General features: G+C 65.1%; 22 protein-coding genes. 11 read left to right on the top strand and 11 right to left on the bottom strand.

The annotated features are described in order from the left end of the window. The first annotated feature begins 92 nt into the window (after positions 1-92). The gene (locus J7I84_RS13475) at positions 93-1280 is read left to right on the top strand and encodes a 4-hydroxybenzoate 3-monooxygenase (RefSeq protein WP_214945066.1); all 1188 of its coding nucleotides are present in this window, start codon (positions 93-95) and stop codon (positions 1278-1280) included. 40 nt (positions 1281-1320) lie between these two features. Here the strand turns inward: J7I84_RS13475 and J7I84_RS13470 are convergent, their stop codons facing one another. Continuing rightward, entirely contained in the window at positions 1321-1860 is a 540-nt protein-coding gene (locus tag J7I84_RS13470; RefSeq protein WP_214945065.1) for a TetR/AcrR family transcriptional regulator, read from the bottom strand. 56 nt (positions 1861-1916) lie between these two features. Here J7I84_RS13470 and J7I84_RS13465 point away from each other — a divergent pair, with 56 nt between their 5' ends. Then, positions 1917-2972 (top strand): FAD-dependent monooxygenase, encoded by a 1056-nt coding sequence (locus tag J7I84_RS13465; protein ID WP_214945064.1) that lies wholly within the window; start codon positions 1917-1919, stop codon positions 2970-2972. On the opposite strand, the gene J7I84_RS13460 is transcribed toward J7I84_RS13465, so the two are convergent. The 5 genes from J7I84_RS13460 to J7I84_RS13440 form a co-directional block, all read right to left on the bottom strand. Beyond that, on the bottom strand, positions 2973-4796 hold the full coding sequence (locus J7I84_RS13460) for an iron ABC transporter permease (RefSeq protein WP_214945063.1): 1824 nt from the start codon (positions 4794-4796) through the stop codon (positions 2973-2975). Next, complete coding sequence (locus tag J7I84_RS13455) at positions 4793-5857, bottom strand: ABC transporter ATP-binding protein (protein ID WP_214945062.1); 1065 nt, start codon at positions 5855-5857, stop codon at positions 4793-4795. Before J7I84_RS13455 ends, J7I84_RS13460 begins: the two co-directional genes overlap by 4 nt. A gap of 47 nt (positions 5858-5904) precedes the next feature. Then, on the bottom strand, positions 5905-6981 hold the full coding sequence (locus J7I84_RS13450; RefSeq protein ID WP_214945061.1) for an extracellular solute-binding protein: 1077 nt from the start codon (positions 6979-6981) through the stop codon (positions 5905-5907). A gap of 184 nt (positions 6982-7165) precedes the next feature. After that, positions 7166-7600 carry an acyl-CoA thioesterase gene (locus J7I84_RS13445; protein WP_214945060.1) on the bottom strand — a complete coding sequence of 145 codons (435 nt, stop codon included), beginning with the start codon at positions 7598-7600 and terminating at the stop codon, positions 7166-7168. Between the two features lie 54 nt (positions 7601-7654). Continuing rightward, positions 7655-8158 (bottom strand): GNAT family N-acetyltransferase, encoded by a 504-nt coding sequence (locus J7I84_RS13440; protein ID WP_214945059.1) that lies wholly within the window; start codon positions 8156-8158, stop codon positions 7655-7657. A gap of 158 nt (positions 8159-8316) precedes the next feature. Between J7I84_RS13440 and J7I84_RS13435 the strand changes: the two genes are divergently transcribed. Together J7I84_RS13435 and J7I84_RS13430 are read left to right on the top strand one after the other, a co-directional pair. After that, positions 8317-8832 (top strand): MarR family winged helix-turn-helix transcriptional regulator, encoded by a 516-nt coding sequence (locus tag J7I84_RS13435; RefSeq protein ID WP_214945058.1) that lies wholly within the window; start codon positions 8317-8319, stop codon positions 8830-8832. A 389-nt stretch (positions 8833-9221) separates the two neighbouring features. Further along, complete coding sequence (locus J7I84_RS13430) at positions 9222-10181, top strand: serine/threonine-protein kinase (protein ID WP_214945057.1); 960 nt, start codon at positions 9222-9224, stop codon at positions 10179-10181. Here J7I84_RS13430 and J7I84_RS13425 read toward each other — a convergent pair. Both J7I84_RS13425 and purB read right to left on the bottom strand, forming a co-directional pair. Next, positions 10178-10855, bottom strand: a complete 678-nt coding sequence (locus J7I84_RS13425) for a histidine phosphatase family protein (protein WP_214945056.1) — start codon at positions 10853-10855, stop codon at positions 10178-10180. The two genes, J7I84_RS13430 and J7I84_RS13425, sit on opposite strands and share 4 nt — an antisense overlap. Positions 10856-11021: 166 nt before the next feature. Then, positions 11022-12464 carry an adenylosuccinate lyase gene (purB, locus tag J7I84_RS13420; protein WP_214945055.1) on the bottom strand — a complete coding sequence of 481 codons (1443 nt, stop codon included), beginning with the start codon at positions 12462-12464 and terminating at the stop codon, positions 11022-11024. Between the two features lie 346 nt (positions 12465-12810). On the opposite strand from purB, the gene J7I84_RS21810 reads away from it, so the two are divergent. Both J7I84_RS21810 and J7I84_RS13410 read left to right on the top strand, forming a co-directional pair. Next, positions 12811-12933: a hypothetical protein gene (locus J7I84_RS21810; protein ID WP_285291224.1), complete on the top strand. Its 123-nt coding sequence runs from the start codon at positions 12811-12813 to the stop codon at positions 12931-12933. Continuing rightward, the gene (locus J7I84_RS13410; RefSeq protein WP_214945053.1) at positions 12933-14279 is read left to right on the top strand and encodes a hypothetical protein; all 1347 of its coding nucleotides are present in this window, start codon (positions 12933-12935) and stop codon (positions 14277-14279) included. The genes J7I84_RS21810 and J7I84_RS13410 overlap by 1 nt, the downstream gene beginning before the upstream one ends. A gap of 30 nt (positions 14280-14309) precedes the next feature. On the opposite strand, the gene J7I84_RS13405 is transcribed toward J7I84_RS13410, so the two are convergent. Both J7I84_RS13405 and J7I84_RS13400 read right to left on the bottom strand, forming a co-directional pair. Next, a complete protein-coding gene (locus tag J7I84_RS13405; protein WP_214945052.1) occupies positions 14310-15218 on the bottom strand; it encodes a hypothetical protein in 909 nt (302 codons plus the stop codon). A 226-nt stretch (positions 15219-15444) separates the two neighbouring features. Continuing rightward, positions 15445-15870 carry a phage holin family protein gene (locus J7I84_RS13400; protein WP_214945051.1) on the bottom strand — a complete coding sequence of 142 codons (426 nt, stop codon included), beginning with the start codon at positions 15868-15870 and terminating at the stop codon, positions 15445-15447. Between the two features lie 109 nt (positions 15871-15979). On the opposite strand from J7I84_RS13400, the gene J7I84_RS13395 reads away from it, so the two are divergent. The 5 genes from J7I84_RS13395 to J7I84_RS13375 all read left to right on the top strand — a co-directional run bounded on the left by J7I84_RS13395 (position 15980) and on the right by J7I84_RS13375 (position 21559). Continuing rightward, entirely contained in the window at positions 15980-17098 is a 1119-nt protein-coding gene (locus tag J7I84_RS13395; RefSeq protein WP_214945050.1) for a histidinol-phosphate transaminase, read from the top strand. Between the two features lie 148 nt (positions 17099-17246). Beyond that, positions 17247-18479 carry a pyruvate dehydrogenase (acetyl-transferring) E1 component subunit alpha gene (pdhA, locus tag J7I84_RS13390; RefSeq protein ID WP_214945049.1) on the top strand — a complete coding sequence of 411 codons (1233 nt, stop codon included), beginning with the start codon at positions 17247-17249 and terminating at the stop codon, positions 18477-18479. Next, positions 18479-19459 carry an alpha-ketoacid dehydrogenase subunit beta gene (locus J7I84_RS13385; RefSeq protein ID WP_214945048.1) on the top strand — a complete coding sequence of 327 codons (981 nt, stop codon included), beginning with the start codon at positions 18479-18481 and terminating at the stop codon, positions 19457-19459. The genes pdhA and J7I84_RS13385 overlap by 1 nt, the downstream gene beginning before the upstream one ends. A gap of 7 nt (positions 19460-19466) precedes the next feature. Beyond that, positions 19467-20924 (top strand): dihydrolipoamide acetyltransferase family protein, encoded by a 1458-nt coding sequence (locus J7I84_RS13380; RefSeq protein WP_214945047.1) that lies wholly within the window; start codon positions 19467-19469, stop codon positions 20922-20924. A gap of 2 nt (positions 20925-20926) precedes the next feature. Further along, positions 20927-21559, top strand: a complete 633-nt coding sequence (locus tag J7I84_RS13375) for a phosphatase PAP2 family protein (protein ID WP_311381142.1) — start codon at positions 20927-20929, stop codon at positions 21557-21559. A 29-nt stretch (positions 21560-21588) separates the two neighbouring features. Here J7I84_RS13375 and J7I84_RS13370 read toward each other — a convergent pair whose 3' ends face one another. Beyond that, positions 21589-21924 carry a hypothetical protein gene (locus J7I84_RS13370; protein WP_214945046.1) on the bottom strand — a complete coding sequence of 112 codons (336 nt, stop codon included), beginning with the start codon at positions 21922-21924 and terminating at the stop codon, positions 21589-21591. Between the last annotated feature and the right edge of the window lie 125 nt (positions 21925-22049).

The following is a 22049-nucleotide window of genomic DNA, read 5'->3' as shown; positions in this document are numbered from 1 at the left end:
TCTGTAACGCCGGTCACCCGTCCTGCCGCACACTGAAGCCAGGCAACCCATCCGGCCCTTTGCCGGGCCCCGCAACGAAGCGAGACGCAGCCATGGCACGAAAAGTCATCACCACCCAAGTAGCCATCATGGGAGGCGGGCCGGCCGGGCTCATGCTCTCCCATCTGCTGGCCAAGGCAGGCATCGAATCCACCGTGATCGAGATCCGCAGCCACGAGGAAATCTCCCACACCGTCCGCGCCGGCATCCTGGAGCACGGAACCGTCAACCTGCTGGTGGACAGCGGCGTCTCAGACCGGGTGCTCCAGGACGGCGACCGGCATGACGGGATCGAGCTGCGCTTCAACAACGAGAGCCACCGCATCGACTTCAAGGATCTGGTGGGCGAGTCCGTGTGGCTGTACCCGCAGACGGACGTCTTCCTGGACCTCGCCGCACGGCGGAAGGACTACGGCGGCGACGTCCGCTACAGCGTCACGGAGACTACCGTCCATGATCTGGAGGGCAAGCCAAAAGTTTGGTTCAGGGACGCCGATGGCGTGGAGTTCGAGATCCAGGCCGATTTCCTGGTGGGGGCGGACGGCTCGCGCAGCCACTGCCGGTTCCAGATTCCGGAAGCCCACCGCACGTGGTACTTCCACGAATACCCGTTCGCCTGGTTTGGCATCCTGGCCGAGGCCCCGCGCAGCTCAGATGAACTGATCTACGCCAACTCGGCCAACGGCTTCGCCCTCATCAGCCAGCGCACGGAGACTGTGCAGCGGATGTACTTCCAGTGCGACCCCAAGGAAAGCGTGGCGGAATGGGATGACGACCGGATCTGGGCCGAATTCCGCAGCCGCGTCAACGGCAACGGCTTTGAGCTCAAGGAAGGCCCGGTCCTGGAGAAGATGGTGCTGCCCTTCCGGAGCTTCGTCCACACTCCCATGCGCTACGGCAACCTGTTCCTCGCAGGCGATGCCGCCCACACCGTTCCGCCCACCGGCGCCAAGGGCCTCAACCTGGCCATCAATGACGTCAAGGTCCTCTTCGAGGGGTTGGACAGCCACTACAACTCCGGCTCGGACCGGCTCCTGGAGACCTACAGTGACCGCGCCCTTGACCGGGTGTGGAAGGCCCAGCAGTTCTCCTACTGGATGACCACCATGCTCCACACCCCCGCTGACGCCGACGATTTCTCCCGCGCCCGCCAGCTCGGCGAACTGAACTCAGTGGTCTCCTCCCGCCACGGCAGGGCCTACCTGGCCGAGGCCTACACGGGCTGGCCCGCCTCCGCTTAGCGCCACTGGAGAAGTTCGACGGCGTGTGGCTGGTTTGGGTTTACGGTGCCAGGAGCCGCCGGACAGCCGCTGCGATGGCGGCAGCACTGGGCTGCTCGTCCCGCCTCACGGTGAGCAGGTGCAGCAGCACCCCGTCGCCGTAGTCGGCAACATCCCGTGCGCGGGCCCGCGCGTCCGGTACGCCCAGCCCGGCAAGGGCCTGTTCCAGGCCGCCCACCAGCTGGAAGTGGCCGGCGGTCACGGAACCGGGCTTGTCCAGGGACAGTGCCAGGCGGGCGCGGGTGAGGCCGGCATGTTGTCCGGCCAGGGCCAGCACCATTGCGGCCATCTGGTTGGCCAGTTGTTCCGTGTCCCGCGGCGGTCCTGCCGGCGACTGGTCCGCCAGAAGGGCAGCGTCCAGCTCCAGCAGCCGGTCCAGGACGGCTTCAACCAGGGTTGCGCGGTTGCGGTAGTAGTTCGAGGTGGTTCCCTCGGCGACGTCTGCTGCCGCGTCAACCGCGCGGTGGGTGAGGCCCTTCATCCCCTTCTCCGCCACCACGGCCAAGGCGGCATCAAGCAGTTGGGTGCGGCGGTCCGGCATGCGTTCAGTGTAAGAGGACTCCTTCCTATTCACTACAAAAGTAGTAAAATTGCTGCATGGAAACGATCACGATCGTTGGCGGCGGCATCGCCGGGCTCGCCCTCGCGGGGGCCCTGGATTCCAACCGCTTCGAGGTGACCGTATACGAGAAACGCCCGGAACTGCCCGCGGTCGGCAACGCGCTGGGAATGTGGCCCAACGCCCAGCGGGCGCTGGCGAGGATTGGGATCCTTGAGGAAGCGCGGACGGTCAGCCCGGTCCTCGGCAGCGGATCGGTCCGGAACGCCCAGGGAGAACCCTGGATCACCGTTGACGCCGGGGAGATGTTCGGTATTTCCCGGATTGATCTGCTCCGGCTGTTGGATAGTGCCGTGCCGGAAACCGTTCGCCGGGCCACCGCCCAGATACACGAGTTGCCCCATGACGGCGGACTGGTGGTGGGGGCCGACGGCGTCCACAGCATGGTCCGCCGGGTGGTCTGGGGCACCGCCTCCGACGCCCGCCTCACTCCCTACCTTGCCCTTCGCGGTACCCTCCCTGCTCCGGTCGGTCCGGACGAGGCGGGCGAGTACTGGGGCCGCGGCGACCTGTTCGGAATGGCCGCTGCCCGGGGAGGCTCCTTCTGGTACGCCAGTTACCGTTCAGGACTCGGCCCCTACGGAATTGATGTTTCGGCAGCGCTGGAACAGGCCCGGGAGCGCTACTCCGGCCACGCACCTGCCATCCGGCGAGCCCTGGCCGCAGCCACACCCGAGGAATGCCTGGTCCAGCGCCTGTGGACAGTGCCGCATCTGAGCTCCTACGTCAGTGGCAGGATTGCGCTCATTGGAGATGCCGCGCACGCCATGATGCCCACCCTTGGCCGCGGCGCCTGCGAATCCCTCGTGGACGCGGTGACACTGGCCGACCTCCTCAACACCCTGCCCGGGGACCAGGCGCTGCGCGCCTACAACCGGCAACGGAGACTTCGCACCCGCGCCGTGAGCCTGGCCTCCTCGGCGCTTGGGCGCGTAGCGCTCGCCGACCGTGCCCAGCCGCTGCGGGACCGCCTGCTCAGCCTGGTCCGACGCCGAAACTCACGGGCCGCCGTCGGCAGCGGTGCGGGAAAGTAGTCAGCGGACCGCAGCGGCCGGACGCGTGGCATCGTCCTCGCCCGGGGCCTGTGCAGCGGGAAGTGCAGTGCCGGGGACCGGCGAGCGGGGAGGAGCCGCGGGCAGACGCTTCCTATTCCTCTGCCGCCCCGACCTGCCATACACGAGATACATCGTCACTCCCGTGATGACCATGAGGAGCACCGTGTAAACGAAGGTGTTCGCGATTCCCTCAGTTCCTTCGGCCCCGTCGGTGTTGGCCTTGATCACCAGGCCCAGCGGCTGCACCAGCGGATGGGCCAGGAAGATAGCGGTGTCGTAATCGTCAAGCAGGCTGTTGAAATTCAGGGCCGTGATGGCTGCCGCCGCAGGGAGTACCAGCGGCAGGAGGATCCGCCGGAAGACGTACAGGGTCTTGGCGCCCATGATGGCGGCAGCCTCCTCCAGGGAAGAGTTCACGGCCGCAAAGGACGCCTTGAGCATCCGGAGTGTGAACGGGATCTTCACCGTGACGAAGGCGATGAGCAGAATCACCGTTGTTCCCGTGAGGACGGCGCCGCCCACCAGCGGATTGGGGTGGTCGTAACTGACAATCAGGCCCAGGGCCAGCAGCGCGGAGGGCAGGATCCACGGGATGTGGAGCAGGTACTCGAATGCTGAGGCCACCCAGTTTTTGTATTTCTGCAGCAGGCGCGACACGAAGAGCAGGCCGGCCACCGCGATGACCGCCGCCAGTGCGCTGTACACGACGCTGACGATGAAGGGCCGCAGCCCGGACTGCTGGGTGAGGACGCGGACGTAGTTGTCCAGTGTCAAGTTGGCCAGCGAGAGCTGGCCGGTCTGGATGGCCGCGCCGTCAGCAAACGAATAGAGCACAATCAGCACCACCGGAAGCGTGTAGATGGCAAAGAGGAGATATGCCACAGCATGCACGGCCAGATTGGCGCCGCGGTGGGTGATGTCCTGCTTCTGCAGCTCGGACGACACCTTTGACACCGAAAAGTACGTGCCGCCTTTCTCCAGCCTGGACATGACCGCGAGCATCAGCATGGTGGCCAGGCCAAGGATCACGGCCAGCAGCGCCGCCAGGTCCCGCGACGTGGGGCTGTTGGTGAACGTCAGGATCATCGGCGTGATGGTCTGGAAATCGCGGCCGCCCAGTACCTGTGGGGCGCTCAACGCGCCCAAACCGGTGAGGAAGGACAGGATGGTCACGGCGAACAGCGTGGGCTTGAGCATGGGAAGGACGATGCGCCGCAGAATGGTCCAGGTGGAGGCACCAAGGTTCCGCGCCGCCTCGATGGTCTGGTAATCGATGCCTTTGAGGGCGTTGGCAACGAACAGCATGTGGTTGGTGGTGGTGGCAAAGGTCATGACCACCAGCACAGCGAAGAATCCGGAAAACCAACCGGGGTCCATCGCGGGGAACAGCCGGACCAGCAACGACGTGACGATGCCCTTGTCGCCGTAAATGAATTTGTACCCCGCCGCCAGCACGATGCCGCCATAGATAAACGTGGAGGCATACCCAAGGAAGAGTATCCGCGAGCCACGGATCCGGAAGTAATGCGTCACCAAAACGATGAAGACGCCCACCAGGTTCACCGTGACGGACAGTGCGACGGCCAGGAGGAAGCTGTTGCCAAGCGCCTTCATTGCCCGCTGCGAGGAGAACAGCTTCTCCGCAGCCCTGCCTGAAAAGCTGCCGTCAGGGAAAAAGGTGGCCAACAGGATGTTCACGTTGGGCCATACCAAAAACGCGGCTATGAACCAGGTGAGAACGGCGCCGACCACCAGGACGAAAGGCGAGCGGGCCATAGTGCGCACCGTGATGTTGCCGCTCATGGCAGGGCAACCGCCTGGTCCAGCGCCAGAGAGGCGCCAGTACCCGGATGGTACTGAAGGATGTGCCCGGGCTGCACGTAGACCGTAGTGGCGGTGCCCGCCGCCGGGTGCGCTGCTCCGTCTTCCCTGACCAGGAGGCGGATGTCCGCGCCATGGCTGCGGACCATATACCGGCTGTGCAGGCCGTGGTACGTCCTGGATACCACGGTAGCGGGTAGTCCGACGGCGCTTCCTCCGTCCGCGGGCTGGTCCAGGGAGGCCTTTTCCACGCGCAGGTAGGATCTCGCCTCGCTGCTGAGGCCGGCGCCGGAGAGCCGGTTGACCTCGGCCACGAAGTCCGGCGTCAGGGCTGAGCTGTCACCGATGAAGTTGCAGACGAACTCCGTGGCGGCATGGTCGTAAATTTCCTGGGGTGTCCCGACCTGTTCAATCACTCCCTTGTTGAACACCGCCACCCGGTCACTCATGGCAAGGGCCTCGTCCTGGTCATGGGTGACGTACACGGTGGTGATGCCGAACTCGCTCTGCAGGTCCTTGAGCTGCTGGCGCAACTGGTGGCGGAGCTTGGCGTCCAGGTTGGACAGTGGCTCATCCAGCAGCAGGATCTTTGGCCGCAGCACGAGGGCCCGTGCAACCGCCACGCGCTGCTGCTGGCCACCGGACAGCTCGGCCACGTTCTTGGCCAGCTGCTCATCGCTGAGCTCCACACGCCGTGCAATGTCCCGTACAAGGCGGTCGCTGTCTGCCGGTTTTTCCTTCCGGACCCGCAGCCCGAAGGCGATGTTCTCCCACACGCTCATGCTGGGGAACAGGGCATAGTTCTGGAACACCATGCCCACCTGCCGCTTGTCGCTTGGGAGGCGGGTCACATCCTTCCCGTCCACCCGGACCGTACCCTTGGTCGGCTGGATGAAGCCGGCCAGGGTGCGCAGCGCCGTCGTCTTTCCGCACCCGGACGGCCCCAGGAGGGTGAAGAACTCGCCCGGGCGCACGTGCAGGTCCAGATGCGGAATGGCGGTGAAATCGCCAAAGGTAACTTCGATGTTTTCCAAGCGGATCATGGCAACCCTGTCTGATGGAACGCGGGAACGGCGGCTGGCAGTACGGGTTACGTCATGTACTCAAGTTCGATCTTCTCCACCCAGGCGCCCATGTTCTTCTGGACGAAGCCCCAGTCGATGTCCTGCTGCTTAAGGCCGGCAAAGAAGTCCACTACCTCGGGATTCGCCTTCGCCTGCGCACCCTTGTTGACCGGCATGGCGTTAAACTTCTGTGCGAACTCGCCCTGGACCTCTGCGCTGCCGAACCAGTCGATGAACTTCTGCGCCTGCTCCTTCTTCTTGGTTCCCTTCACCAGGGCTATCTGCTCAACTGCAAGCGGGACTCCAACGGAAGGGATGACCGTGTCCACGTTCACTTTGAAGGACTTCTCGCGGTCGGCAATGATCGAGGACGGCATCTGGCCCATGTCCACTTCGCCGGAGGCAATGCGGGCGAACAGGTCAGTTTTGGCTACGGCGGGGCTGCCATTCTTGAAGTACTGCTCAACCTGCTTCCACCCGTCGTCGGAAATCCCCAAATCGCCGGAGTCGTCCCGGTACCGCGAGAGGATGCCGGCGAAGACCAGCTGCGCCGTGGCCGTGCCCAGGCCGGTGACCCGCTCGTAGCGGCTCTTGAACTCGTCCTTGGTCCACAGGTCGGTCCAGTCCTTTGGCGCGGCGTCTTTGCTGATCTTGTCCGAGTTGTAGCCCAAAAGGATGGCCTGCTTCACCAGGGGCCAGTACGTCTCCCCGTCGCCAAGGCCCTTGTCCACCTCGCCGGCCCACGCGGGCTGGTAGGCCTCCAACGCGCCCTCATTCTTGACCTGCGAGAAGTACATGTTGTTCAGGCCGAAAGCGACGTCGGCGATGGGGTTGTTCTTTTCGGCAATGAGTTTGTTGGTGGCATCGGCGCCGCCGGCCCCCACGATCTCGATCTTGAACCCCGCCTCGGCCGCCTTTGCGGCCAGCCAATCGCCACGGCCTTCGCCGTTGGAGTTGGTGTAGACAACCAGGGTGTCACCTGACGCACCTGCCGGAGCTCCGGAGGCTTCGCCGGTTGAAGCCGGCGGGGTGGAAGCACCACCGCAGCCGGCGAGAAGGGTGGCGGCGACAGCGGCGGCAACCAAAGTCTGCAATTTACGCACGATCAGGACTCATTTCTGGACTGGAATCGGAGCATGTCCGCACAGCCTATAGCCGGGCATGGCAAAAATCGGGGTGTTATAGCTATCGATTCGATAAACAGCCCGGCTGCCCACTTTGGACCAGTTCGGGAAACGGCTGGGGACCTGTGCGTAAACCGAGGGGAAATCTTGGTCCTGGACGGCGCTAGTCCTGAACTGCGGTCCCGCTGAGGTGGTGGGTGGGGATCCGGTCCCGGTCATAGGTGATTTCGGTATAGCCGTGCGGCGCTGGCTTACCGTCCTGGCTCAGGTTCACGAAGACGATCTCCTCGATGGTGAGGATGCTCTGCCTGGTGATCATGTTGCGGACCTCGGCCCGCATGGTCAGTGAGGTCCGGCCAAACCGGGTGGCGGTCAAGCCCATCTCGATGAGGTCGCCCTGGACGGCGGAGCTGACAAAGTTGATCTCCGAAATGTACTTGGTGACTGCGCGCCCGTTTCCCAGCTGGAGGATGGCGTAGATGGCGGCCTCTTCATCGATCCACTTCAGCAGGCTGCCGCCAAAGAGGGTCCCGTTGGCGTTGAGGTCCTCGGGGCGGACCCACTTGCGGGTCCGGAAGGTGATGTCTGCTGATTCCATAGGCCGAGACTAGCCGAAGGCACTGCCGGCAATCCCAGTGTGACGGGCCCGTCCCTAGGCCATCGCAGTCTGCGCGGCGCTATGGGCGTTGATGCGCTTGGCGTAGCAGTGCGAGTGCTCCACGCCGATGTAGGGCCCGAAGTTGGGGATGGGCTCGAATCCTGAATTTTCGTAGAAGTTCCGCCCGTCAGGCTGGGCTGATCCGGCCTCCGCCTTGATGCGGGTGATGCCCTGGCTGAACGCTTCTGCCTCCAAGGCCGCGAGGATGGAGCTGGCAACGCCGGAGCCCCGGGTGTACGGCAGCACGTAGAGCCTCTTGATTTCCGCCGTTGATCCATCCAGGAGACGCAGCCCACCGCAGCCCACGGGCTGCCCCGACCCCTTGTCATACGCCACGAGGAACACGGCGCAGTCGGCGCCCGACGGCGGCGGGCCGGGCTCGTGGTCAGGCCGGCCAAAGCGGGCGTCAAGTTCGGCCTGCTGGGCGCGGCGAAGGTCGGCGCCAACGGGGTTGGACCAGGAGACCTGCCGGATGTTCAGCCGGGGGTTGGTTTGCATCTCTGCCTCGATTCGCCGGAGGGGTATGCCTGACAAGGCTAGGCGCCGGGAGTTACGCAGGTGTTTCCTCGCGGTTAGCACCTCGATAACGCCAATGCTGGGGCCGCCAGGAGGAAGTTACTTGGCGGTCTAGTTACCAGCCGGTCTAAAATGATGGCATGGCTTCTACAGGCAACGAGGGTTCCGGCTACTGGTACGGGCCCGACGGACAACTGGACTACAGTGCAGCGGTATTGAAGGCGCTCCGGGACTACCGGGCTGCCGAGACCGACATCCGCCGCAGCACCAGGGACTCCATGGGCATGGGGGAAACGGACATCCTTGCCCTGAGGTACCTGCTGAGGGCGCAGGCGTCGGGCAAGCAGGTTGTCCCCAGGGACCTGAGCAAGTTCCTGAATATTACTAGCGCTTCCACCACGTCGCTGATCGATCGCCTTGTGGCCAGCGGGCACGTCCGCCGCGAAGCGCATCCATCCGATCGCCGTTCGGTGGTAGTGGTCCCCACCGTTGAGTCGGACAACGAGGTCCGGGAAACCCTCGGCGCCATGCACCGCCGCATGATGGCGGTTGCGGAGGGCCTCACTGCCGGGGAAGCGCGCGTTGTGGTCGACTTCCTGCAGCGCATGACTGAGGCGCTAAACGTTCGCGATGGCGAAGAATTAAAAGTTCACTAGCCTGACTAGCTAGCTCGGCTAGTTATATGTAGGCTTACGATCGTCCCCGAAGTTTCTTCCAATGGAGTCGTGAGTGGGTTGGTTTCTTCCACCGAAGTTTCACCGCGTGGGTCCGGCATGGGTGCCACGATCCCGGACGGCAACCTGGACCTGAGGCGATCAACCCTGGACGGCACCGCAGCGCCGCAGGGAAAGGCTGCCCGCCATTGCGGCTCTCCAATGCAGCTGGTAACGCCGGCGCTCCGGTGGGAGCGTGCCAGCTACACATTTGCTCCAACCGATGCCGGAGATACCGAACTTCCGGCTGTGTGGCGGTGCGCTTGTGGGTTTCAGCTCGATGCGTGGACACCTGACGCCCCCGCCGCTCACCCTTCCGCCGCCCTCTCCGCATGAGGCACGGCTGCACGGCGGTGGATACGCTGCCGCATTCGCCGCTGAACTCCGGCGTGCCCCTGGCGGGCCGCTACCAGCTGAGGGAACGCCTGGGCAGGGGCTCCGCTGCCGAAGTCTTTCGTGCGGTGGACCTGGAGGGCGGTCCAGAGGTTGCTGTGAAGATCGCGGCAGCTGACAGCCGGAAGCAGCATCAGCGGATCCGCACCGAGGCTGCCGTCCTTGCACGTCTCAACCACCCGTCCATCGTGAGGCTTGTGGCCCAGGGCGTCGTGGCCGGCAGCGGTTCCCATTCGGGGCGCCCATATCTCGTGGAGGAACTGGCCCTGGGGGCCAGCCTGGCCGAAACCATCCGGGTTGCGGAACCCACGTCCGGTGATGTGGCGGCCTGGGCCCGCGGCCTTTTCGGTGCGCTGGCACACCTTCATTCCCGCGGGCTTGTGCATCGTGATATCAAGCCCGCAAACCTGATGCTGAGCGGCCTGCGGAGAAGCCCTGTCCGGATTATCGATTTTGGCATTGCTGCCGCAACCGGCTCGGCGCCCGAACCAGGAATTTCGTCCGGCACGGTGCACTATATGAGTCCCGAGCAGGCATCCGGAGGGGCAGCTTCACCCTCCTGGGATGTATACGCCATGGGGCTGGTCCTGTTGGAACTCTTCACGGGCGCAAAGGCGTTCCCGGGCACCGCCATCGAATCCCTCGTGGCCCGGACCCTGCGGTCACCGGAAGTCCCGGACCACCTCGGCGACTGGCGCCCCTTGCTGCGGTCCCTGACGGCTATGGACCCGTGGGAACGGCCGACGGCGGCAGATGCCGCAGCGATGGCAGCGCGGCTTATCCCAGGGGTCCCGTCCCGCAGCCAAAGCATTCAAGGCGCCCGCGGCAGCCACCTGGATGCACGTCCGTGTCCCGCGCTGCGGGCCTTTTCGCCCCGGCGCCTTCGGCAGCAGGCCTAAGGGGCGGCTACGTCCCGACCCGTCGGATCCTCGGCGGTAGGGTCCGCCAAGGCAAGGCCTCCCACCGGGCTTCCGTCCCAGTGGATCAGGTTCCAGCCGGTTGCCAGGCTGCCCTCCAGAGCCACGATTCCGGTGTTGGCCAGGACATGGCGGGCAGCGAACTCATGATCTGCGCCCTCGGCCCGGAGCCCCGCCCAAGTGCGGATGGCGGCGCCATGGCTAACCACGGCAATGGTGCCGTGCTGCTGGCGTTCCGCCCGCTCCACCGCGTGCGCAATGGCAGCGTCGAACCGCTCGAAGAATTCGTGGCCGTCCGGCCCTGCCGGCATGCGGCGGTCCAGGTCGCCGGCGGCCCAGGAGATGACCGTCCCCATGTAGCGCTTGTGTGATTCGTGGTCGGTGAGCTTCTCCAGTGATCCGGCCTCGATCTCGTGCAGCCCGTCCAGCACCTCAACATCAAGGGTGTGCAGCCGTGCCAGCGGGGCGGCAGTAATCTGCGTCCGGATCAACGTGGACGCGTACAGCGCGCCAATGCGTTCGTTGGCAAGAGCCCGGGCCATGGCCTCTGCCTGGCGTTCGCCGAGTTCGGTCAATCCGGGGCCTGGGTGGTCGGTGTCCAGCTGGCCCAGCACGTTGCCGGGGGTTTCGCCGTGGCGGATAAGGAGCAGCTTCATGTTCCCAGTTTCCCACCCCTGGCGGCGCAGGCGTGCTTCCTGGCCGTCCCCCCGCTGCTGGGGCATAAGGAAGGCCAGGGCATAAGGAAGGCCAGGGCATCAGGAAGGCGCCGGACCTCTTCGAAGCCCGGCGCCGCCGTCGTACTGCCCTGCCCTGCTGCGGGGGCTACTTCAGGTGGTCCACCAGCTGGTTGGCGATGCCGGTGTACTTTCCGGGCGTGAGGGAGAGCAGCCGCGCTTCGGCCTCGGGGGAAAGGCCCAGGCCCTGGACGAACTCCTGCATGCGGGCAGCGTCCACGCGCTGGCCGCGGGTGAGGTCCTTGAGGCGCTCGTAGGGGTTTTCCATGCCCTCGACGCCGGCAATCGCCTCGGCGCGCATGACCATCTGGATGGCCTCGCCCAGGACCTCCCAGTTGGTGTCCAGGTCCGCTGCCAGGACGTCCTCGGCCACGTCGAGGCGCTCCAGGCCCTTGGCCACATTGGAGATGGCCAGCAGGGAGTGGCCGAACGCCACCCCGATGTTGCGCTGGCTGGAGGAGTCGGTGAGGTCGCGCTGCCACCGGGAGGTCACCAGGGTGGCAGCCAAAGTGTCCAGCAGGCCGTTGGAGATCTCGAGGTTGGCCTCAGCGTTCTCGAAGCGGATGGGATTGACCTTGTGCGGCATGGTGGACGAGCCGGTTGCGCCGGCCACCGGGATCTGCGCGAAGTAGCCGATGGAGATGTAGCTCCAGACATCAGTGCAGACGTTGTGCAGGATGCGGTTGAAGCGGGCCACGTCGGCGTAGAGCTCGGCCTGCCAGTCGTGGCTTTCGATCTGGGTGGTGAGGGGGTTCCAGGTGAGGCCCAGGCCCTCCACGAACGACCTGGAAACCTGCTGCCAGTCGGCGCCGGGGACGGAGGCCACGTGGGCCGCATAGGTGCCGGTGGCGCCGTTGATCTTGCCCAGGTATTCGGTCCTGGCGATGCGGTCCAGCTGCCGTGTCAGGCGGTGCGCGATGACGGCCAGTTCCTTGCCCAAAGTGGTGGGCGTGGCCGGCTGGCCGTGGGTGCGGGAGAGCATGGGAACAGCCCGGTTGTCCTCCGCCATCCTGCTGATCTGGGCCACGAGGGCGCGGGCTGCAGGCAGCCACACGTCCTCCACGGCGCCCTTGACGCCCAGCGCATAGGAGAGGTTGTTGATGTCCTCGGATGTGCAGCCGAAGTGGACCATGGCAGTCAGGTTTTCGATGCCGATGGCGGGGAGGCGGCGGCCGATGTAGTACTCCACCGCCTTGACGTCGTGGACTGTGACGGCTTCGATTTCAGCCAGTTCCGCCACGGAAGCGGCGTCGAATTCGGTGACGATGGCGCGGAGCTGCTCCTGCTGTTCTTCGCTCAAAGGACCGGCGCCGGGAAGGACGTTGTTGCTGGTCAGGTGGATAAGCCATTCGACTTCGACGGCCACGCGGTCCCGGTTGAGCGCGGCTTCGGACAGGTAGTCCACGAGGGGCGCGACTGTGGGCTGGTAACGGCCGTCGAGGGGTCCGAGCGCAATTCTTTCCGGTGACGCGGCGAGGGCCAGGCGTCCTGAGGGCGTACGGGTATCAGCTGTGGCGGCAGTTTCAGGCATGTGTTGATTCTTTCATGAAGTCTGTCGGCGGCTTAAGTGCGCCGTCCAGGTTACTTGTCCACATAGCCGACGGCGGCGCTTACCCGGGTACGGGCGCCTGCCTAGCGTGGGGAGCGGCAAAGGTGGGCCGGTTATCCGGCCGGGGAGGCTGTGAGGGGAAGCTGGCATGGGGAACGATCCGATGGACGGGATATGGGGTAGCGGGCTGGGCGCCAGCCTTGGAGTCCAGGAGGTGGGCAGAAAGGTGGCGCAGTGTTCCGACAGGACTGAAGAGGTTCTGGCGGGATTCCACGCAATTCAGTTGGTGGACTGGGAATCACCGGCTGGACAGGCATACCGTGATTCCGTGAGCCTGCAGGCGGTGGCGGTACGGCGCGCGCTGGACCGGATCCGGGAGGCTTCCGCGGCAGTGGCCGTCCACGCGCGCGCAGCACTGACAGCTGATTGTTCGGCTGACGGACGGATCTGATGGCTGACGCGACCCCCTCCGGATCAGGCGGTCCCCTCCATGTTGCGCCGCCACCCCCGGATGGCATCCTGACAATTTCCGGAGGCGTGGGCGGCATAACCGTTCAGCTGGAGGAACTGGAGGCGGGAGCCGCGAAGCTTGATGGACTCGCCGGACGGCTCGGCGCCGTCGAGTCGGAGCTTTTCGGCGCCTGGCAGGAGCTTGGTTCGTACCAGAATCAACCCCGCTCCACGGGAACAGCCGCGCTTATTGCTGTCGGGGAGGCACGGGATGCGGTCCAGAAAGTGCGCAAGGAACTGCAGCGGATCAGCGGGCAGGTGCGCAGTTGCAGGTGGGATTACGAGGTGGCCGAATCCACTGCCCACATGCAGTGGATGCCCGGCCTATCGAAACCAGCGGTCGAGCTTCAGAAGCACGTCGACTTTTGGCGCACAGGCTTCCTCAACGGTGATGCCACTGAATCGCTGCTGGGCAATGCCGTGGCGGTCCTTCCCATGATCAAACCGGGGGTTGGCTTGCTCATCCCCTCGCTGCGCCCCGGTCCGGTGACGGTCAGTCGGGAAGAAAGTATGCCCATCGATCTCGACGCCACTCCTGCCGGGCTGCTGGAGCGGGTCAGGCTGATCGAGGAGCGGGGCAGCGGCTACATCGAAATCATCGAGGTGGACACCAGTGGCGGCAGGGCATACATCGTGGTGGTTCCCGGGACGCAGGTGAACGACGCCGACGAAGGCACGAATCCTTTCGATCTTTCCGGCATTGTTGACGGGATGGGCAGCAATTCGGAGCAGGTGAATGCCGCCGTTCTCCAGGCCCTCCGGGCTGCCGGCGCGGAACCGGGAGCGGACGTGGTGGCCGTGGGATACAGCCAGGGCGGTATCCACGCCATGAATCTGGCGGCAGATGAGGACTTCCTCAGGGAGTACCGCATGAAATATGTCCTGACTGCCGGGTCACCCGTTTCCCGCATAACGCCTCCGCCGGAGGTCAGCACACTGCACCTGGAACACCGCACGGACTGGGTGCCGGGCAGTGATGGACTACCGAACCAGGACGCCCGGAATCAAGTCACCGTGACCGTGACTGATGACCTTTACGTGCGCGGGGGAGAAGATGCAGGCCTGGGGCCTGGACACCGCCTCACTGGCTATGAGGATGCGGCGCGCCTGGTGGGCGCCAGCAAGGATCCGTCCCTGGTGCAGTCCACCGCCGTGCTGGGTGGGGTCTTGGGAACCGGCGGTGCTGCTGTTGCCACCCGCTTTTCCTTGTCTAAGCCTTCACCACCCACTCCTCGGATGGACCGGAGGGATCCCTTTTCGGGGCAAGCGCAACCGGGTGCCAAGTGAATCGGCGTTTGTCCCCGCCCTTTGCAGGACTCATGAAATCTGGGCGGCGTGCAGTTCAGCGTAGAGATTCGAGCGAGTCTTTTCCGGTGGTGGCGTGGGCTGCGGAGTGGGCTGTGGAGCCGGTGCCGGGGCGGTGGCGGCGGGGCACCGGTAGTTGTAGTCGAGGTCGTTTTCCGTGAACTGTGTCGTGGTGACAGTTCCGCCTGGCGTCAAGGGGGCGCCCCCGCAATACTCCTGTGCTGACTCTGCGGAATAGGCGCCCGCCAGCCAGTTTTGAAGTCTGTAGAGATTGCTGCCGGGACCGACGTCGCCCACAATCTGGCTGAATTGGTACCCCGTGGAGTAGATGCCCACTTCTGCTCCGGCGCCCTGCAGATACGCCGTCATGCCCTCCAGCTCGGCTGCATTGACTGTCCTGTCCCATAACCAGCTGTTTCCGAACTCGACATCGAGCCACCACATACGGTGTGCCACACTGTGCCCGGTTTCCTGCAGGACATCGGCGGCAGTGGCGGCCATGCCGTAGCCGTGCACGTAGGCGCAGGCCGGAGACGCGGCGTCGTCGCACCTACCATAGGGGTTGGTGACATCAGCGCCCCCGTAGGTGTTGTCTGCCGGCCACCACATGGACGGCACAGGTCCCGTTGCGGCGGTATTGACGTAGACCGCCGCCGGTGTGCCGGCGGTTCCGTCCGCGGTCTGGTCCGCCCACGCCAGTTGAGAAGCCAGGCACGGGTTAACCGTGTCCGGCCGTCCCCCGTTCACGCCCACGATCGCGAAGGCCGGGGGCGCGGGAAGAACCCGCCCGCACTGAGGCCACGAAATGTCGTTGCCCAGCCCAACGGAGCTCAGCGGCGTCGGCTCTGTATCTGCGTGCGCGGGGCTGGCCTGCAAGGTAAAAAGCAGGCAGGCAGCGAGCAGCAATTTTATGGGCTTCATTTGGGCCCCCGTTTTCCGGAACTGACAGCAAGGGGCCTTTTGGGGCCCGATTTGCAGCCTAAGCGGCTGGTCCGGGAGGGGTCATGGGTGGTGGGTACTGAAGTTTTTGCTGCTGTTCCGGGGAACGGCACCTAAGGGTACCTGCCCACTGCCACCCTGCTACTTGGGTGGGAGGGCTTCCTGGGAGGGAGGGCCTACTCGACAGGGAGGCAACGGTTCCGGGAAGTCAGCGCCTGCCGCCCGGCAGCAAACCCGCCACCAGTGACACCAGGGAGATGATGATCGCGGCCAGGAGCGCAGTCCAGAAGAAGGAATCGATGGTGAGGTGCACCGGCGTGTAGCTGCTGATCCAGGCCGTCAGGTAAAGCATGGCGGCATTGATGACGATGGCGAACAGGCCAAGTGTCAGGACGGTAATGGGAAGCGCGAGGAGCCGTACCAGCGGCCGCACGAAGGCGTTGACCACGCCGAAAATGAGGCCGATAAAGAGGTAGGCCAGGATAATGCCGACGGTCCCGGTGTCCTGCGAAATGCCGGTCCTGGCCACAACATCAGATGCCGCCGTGCTCGAGATGTCCATTCCCGGCAGGATCCAGCTGGCCACCCAAAGGGCTGCGGCATTGACGATGACCCGAAGGATGAATGAACCCATGGCACCATGCTTCCATACCTTCCCTCGTGGGTGGATGGCGGTTAGACCTGATGTGTTTGGCGGTTCGCTCCCCGGATTCCCATGGGGGCTTGGACGTAGGCTAGGAGCCATGACTTCATCTGATACCAGGGCGGGCGGGATCGCACCGCGCCCGGTGCTGGACCGCCTGCCCCGCTACGCGGCAGGAAAACCGCCGGCCGCCGTCAGCGGTCTTGCCAGCTACAAGCTCTCCTCCAACGAAAACCCGCTGCCGCCCATCCCGGCCGTGCTTGAGGCCATAGCCGGCCAAACAGACTTCAACCGGTACCCGGACCCGCTGAGCAGCAAGCTCCGCGCGGCGCTCGCGGAGTTCCTGGGCGTACCGGCCGCCGACATCGTCACCGGAGCGGGAAGTCTGGGCGCCCTGAACCAGATTCTGGCCGCCTTTGCCGGCCAGAACGAGGACGGCAAGGCGGACGAAGTCATCTATGCGTGGCGCTCCTTCGAGGCGTACCCCATAAGTGTGGGTTTGGCAGGCGCCGAGAGCGTTCGCATCCCGGTGACCGCCGACGGGCGCCATGACCTGGACGCCATGGCCGCCGCCGTAAGCGCGCGCACCAAAGTCATCCTGCTCTGCACGCCCAACAATCCCACCGGCCCGGCCCTTACCGCTGGCGAAACCGAAGCTTTTATCCGATCCATTCCGGCAGACGTGGTGGTGGTCATCGATGAGGCCTACCAGGAGTTTGTGCGGGCCGGGGACGCCGTGGACGGGATCGACCTTTACCGGAAATACCCCAACGTGGTGGTGCTCCGGACCTTTTCCAAAGCGCATGGCCTTGCAGGGCTCCGGGTTGGCTACAGCGTCTCCCACCCCGAACTGACTCAGTACCTGCGGGTTGCCGCAACCCCCTTCGCCGTATCCCAGATAGCTGAAAAGGCAGCAATTGTTTCCCTGGATAATTACGGGCAGGTTGTGGAAAGGGTACAAAAGCTCGTGGACGAGCGGGCGCGGTTGACCGCCGGGCTCCGGGACCTCGGCTGGGCCATCCCTGATGCCCAAGGCAACTTCGTCTGGCTTGCCCTTGGTGCTGAAAGTGCGGCCTTCGCGGAGATGGCAGGGACACGCGCGCTCTCCGTCCGGGCGTTCGCGGGAGAAGGCGTACGGGTCAGTATCGGGGAACCCGAGGCCAACACCCGGTTCCTCCAATTGTGTGCCGACTATACAAAGGCACCGGCAACTTCCTAGCACTTAACAAGTAGCCCTCCTGCTACTTACCGAAGATAAAGTTAGGATCAATAAGCCAATGTATGCCGTGCCGGGAATGTATTCCTCGTGCGGCATATATCCCAGCGACATTGCATTGCATCCGGATGCGGCAAGCAAGGAGAACGGTATGGGCACTCATCTGCCTTCCACCGAGTTCGACGGAACAGCGGTAGACGACCAGCGGGAAGCTGATGCTGAAGCCGTCTTGGGCGAGCCCGCTGCCCAAATGGTGCAGTTGCTCGGCCCTGACGGGAAGCTGGGCACTGATCCGGTCTTCAGCGACTACGCGGACAAACTCACCCCGGAGGACCTCCGTGGCCTGTACGCCGACATGGCCGCCATCCGGCGGTTCGACGTCGAGGCGACCGCCCTCCAGCGCCAGGGCCAACTGGCACTGTGGCCACCGCTGACCGGGCAGGAAGCAGCGCAAATCGGCTCGGGCAGGGCCAGCCAGCCGCAGGACTACATCTTCCCCACCTACCGGGAGCACGGGGTTGCCCTTACCCGGAACGTGGACCTGGCTGAACTCCTGCGCCAGTTCCGTGGTGTTTCCAATGGCGGCTGGAACCCCAAGGACACCAACTTCCACCTGTACACGCTGGTCCTGGCCGCGCAGACCCTTCACGCCGTGGGCTACGCCATGGGAATCCAGCGCGACCAGAAGCTAGCGGCCGCGTCGGATGCAGCAGGCAAGCAGCCGGATGCCGCCGTCATCGCCTACTTCGGCGACGGCGCCAGCTCGGAGGGCGACGTCCATGAATCCATGGTCTTCGCTTCCTCCTACAAAGCTCCTGTGGTGTTCTTCTGCCAGAACAACCACTGGGCCATCTCCGTGCCCACCAACGTCCAGTCCCGCGTACCGCTCTCCAACCGCGCCAAGGGCTACGGCTTCCCCGGCATCCGCGTGGACGGCAATGACGTCATCGCCGTGCACGCCGTCACCGAGTGGGCGCTGGAGCACGCCCGCCAAGGTAAGGGGCCGGTCCTCATCGAAGCTTTCACCTACCGGGTGGGGGCCCACACTACTGCCGACGATCCCACCAAGTACCGGCAGTCTTCGGAGGAGGATGCCTGGCGCGCCAAGGATCCCCTGGCACGGCTGGAGAAGTACCTGAGGGCCGAGGGCCTGGCGGACGATGCCTACTTCGCCAAGGTCAAGGCAGACGGCGACGAGCTGGCCGCCTACGTCCGGCGCACCGCCCACGATCTTGAAGACCCGGATATCCGGCAGGCCTTCGCCAACGTCTACAAGGAGGCCCACCCGCTGGTGGCCGAGGAACTGGCGTGGTTCGAGGAATACAGCGCAGGATTCGCCGGCGGGGAAGAGTACGCCGGGCAGGTAGAGGAGGCAGGCCACTGATGACCACCATGACCATCGCGAAGGCCATCAACGAGGGCCTTCGCGCCACCCTGGCCGCCAATCCCAAATCGCTGCTGATGGGCGAGGACATCGGGCCCCTGGGCGGCGTCTACCGGGTGACCGACGGACTGATCGGCGAGTTCGGCCCGGACCGTGTGGTGGATACCCCGCTGGCCGAGTCCGGAATTATCGGCACCGCCATCGGCCTGGCCTTGCGGGGGTACAGCCCGGTCTGCGAGATCCAGTTCGACGGGTTCGTCTTCCCCGGCTTCAACCAGATCACCACCCAGCTCGCCAAAATCCATGCCCGCAGCAACGGCAACCTCAGCGTGCCCGTGGTCATCCGGATCCCGTACGGCGGTGGCATCGGCTCCATTGAACACCACTCAGAATCCCCGGAGGCACTGTTCGCCCACACGGCGGGCCTGCGCATCATCACCCCGTCCAACCCCCACGACGCCTACTGGATGATCCAGCAGGCCGTGGAGTGCCAGGACCCGGTCATCGTTTTCGAACCCAAGCGCCGCTACTGGCTCAAGGGCGATGTTGATGTCGAGACGCCCGGGCCGTCGGAGGATCCGTTCAAGGCCCACGTACTCCGGGAAGGCACCGATGCCACCATCGTGGCCTACGGCCCCCTGGTGCCCGTGGCGCTGGCGGCCGCCAACGCTGCGGAGGAGGACGGCAGGAGCGTCGAAGTCATCGACCTCCGGTCCATCTCCCCAATCGACTTCGACACCGTCACCGCCTCGGTCCAAAAGACCGGCCGGCTGATCGTGACGCACGAAGCCCCCACGTTCGGCGGAATCGGCGGCGAGATCGCGGCCCGGATCAGCGAGCGGGCGTTCCACTCCCTCGAGGCGCCCGTCATCCGCGTCGGCGGGTTCCACATGCCCTACCCCGTTGCCAAGGTGGAGGAAGACTACCTTCCGGACATCGACCGCATCCTGGAGGCGCTGGACCGCGCCCTCTCCTACTGAGGACACCATGACCCTGAACAAGTTCAATCTGCCCGACGTCGGCGAGGGCCTCACCGAGGCGGAAGTCGTCTCCTGGAAGGTCAAGCCAGGCGATACCGTCGCCATCAACGACGTCATCTGCGAGATCGAAACCGCAAAGTCGATCGTGGAACTCCCATCCCCCTTTGCGGGGACCGTCACCGAACTGCTGGTGGCGGAAGGCGTGACGGTCGACGTCGGGACCGCAATCATCAGCGTCAGCGACGAAATTACCGGCGACCCAACGCCTGCCGACGTCCGCCCGCCCCAGGCTGCCCCTGATGTTCCCGCCCAGCCGCTCTACGGCAAGTTGCCCGTGGACGCAGGGGAGGACACCGCCGGTGCCCCGTTCAATGCTCCCCTGGTGGGTTCGGGGCCCAAAGCCGATGCCGTCAAGCGCCGTCCCCGGAAGACTGCACCGGCGGCCGCCGTGACCGTGAACGCTCCCGAAGTTGAACCTGTCCAGCCCCGCACGGCCGCCGAGGTCACCGCCGGCCATACAGCCGCCGTCGACAACCGGCCAACCCTTGGCGGCACCATCACGGGCCTGGTCAACCGCGTGCTGGCCAAGCCACCCGTCCGCAAGATTGCCCGCGACCTGGGCATCGACCTCGCCGACGTCGTTGCCACCGGTTCCCGCGGCGAGGTGACGCGCGAGGACCTGGTCAGCTACCAGGCGCAGCGCGACGCCGAGCTGGATAAAGCGGACGGCTTCTGGGGCAAGGCCGGCAAGCCGCAGGACCAGCGCGTGGAGCGCATTCCGGTCAAGGGCGTCCGCAAGGCCACGGCAAAAGCGATGGTGGAATCGGCGTTCGCAGCGCCGCACGTCAGCATCTTCGTGGACGTCGACGCCAGCCGCACCATGGAATTCGTCAAGCGGCTCAAAACCTCCCGGGACTTCGAGGGCATCAAGGTATCTCCGCTGCTCATCCTGGCCAAGGCGGTCATCTGGGCCGCCGCGAGGAACCCCAGCGTGAACGCTTCCTGGGTGGACAATGAAGACGGGTCAGCCGAGATCCAGGTCAAGCACTTCATGAACCTGGGCATCGCCGCAGCCACCCCGCGCGGGCTCATGGTGCCCAACATCAAGAACGCCCAGGACCTGTCCCTCAAGGAACTCGCGCTGGCCCTGAACAACCTGGCTACCACCGCCAGGGCCGGGAAGACCCAGCCCCCGGAAATGCAGGGCGGTACGCTGACCATCACCAACATCGGTGCCCTGGGCATCGACACAGGCACGCCCATCATCAATCCGGGAGAGGTGGCCATCGTTGCCTTCGGAACCATCAAGCAGAAACCCTGGGTCCTGGACGGAGAGGTGATTCCCCGCTGGATCACCACTTTGGGGGGATCCTTCGACCACCGCGTGGTGGATGGTGATCTGTCAGCCCGCTTCATGGCCGACGTCGCGGCCATCCTGGAAGAGCCGGCGCTCCTCCTGGACTAGGTGTGCTGAGTCCGGACGTGGTGGAAAACAACGGGTCGATCCGGGTCAAAAACCGGGCGGCCAAGTGGCTGACGGAGGTCTTCCAGCCCCCTGTGGTGGTCTCCCTGCAGCTTTTGATCAGCCCCGTGGCCCAGGCAGGATTCCCGGGAACCATCGGCTACGGAGCGCTGGCAGCCCTCTTCGTGTGCGTGCTTCCACTGGTGGTGCTGCTGGTCCTGGTCAGGCTGGGCAAGGTCACGGACCACCATGTCAGCGACCGGAAGCAGCGCGCACCTGTGCTGCTGATGGCGCTGGGCTGCATCGCTGTAGGGCTGCTGGTGCTGGGTGCGGTGGACGCGCCGGCGAGCGTCGTTGCGATGGTCCTGGCGGTGGTGGGCGGCGTCGCGGTACTGGCCGTGGTCAGCCCGTTCTGGAAGATGAGCGGCCACGCCGCTGCCGCGTCCTGCGCCGCCGTCGTCGTGGTGCTGATGCTTGGCGCCGCGTGGGCTCCGTTGCTGCTCCTGATCCCGGCGGTCAGTTGGTCACGGGTGGTCCTGCGGGCCCATTCCCTGGCCCAGGTGGTGGCCGGTTCGCTCTTCGGCGGCGTGGTGATGGCCGGGATCTGGTGGCTGCTGCAGGGCTGGCTGGTGGGCTGAACGTTCGCGCCGGGCAGCGGGCTGGTGGCCTAGTTGGCGGCGTACGCGGTCAAGGCCTCGAGTATGGCCGGATCCGCGGTGGTTCCCAAGGCAACCGCGGCGGCAGTCATCAGGCCACCCGTGAGCGCAGCCATGCCGGCCCAGGCGCTCAGGAGCTTCCAGTCCTCGCGGAGGACGCTTCGCACGGTCTGGGGAAGCTGGAGGCCGGGAGAGATGAGGTTCGGTGCGCTGTCCAGGCTGCCATCATCGAGCAGGGCAACCACCCTGTCATTGCTGCGGTCAAGCCGCATGGAGCTGATGTGGTTGCCGTGGCGGGCCAGGAGGATGTCGTGGCCAACAAGCTGGCGGCGCTGCATGGTGATCAAGGGGAGCCCTTCGCTGGGGTGGATTCGTCAGTGTCCACGCCTTTGGGGGCCCATCCAATTTTATCGTTGCGCCAGCAACTGAAACGGCGAAATCGCGGTGAGAACCGACACCCCCCGCAGCGATG

It is taken from the genome of Arthrobacter sp. ISL-85 (assembly GCF_018613675.1).
In the GTDB taxonomy this organism is placed as follows: Bacteria; Actinomycetota; Actinomycetes; order Actinomycetales; family Micrococcaceae; genus Arthrobacter.
This window is presented reverse-complemented; position numbering and strand designations above follow the sequence as displayed.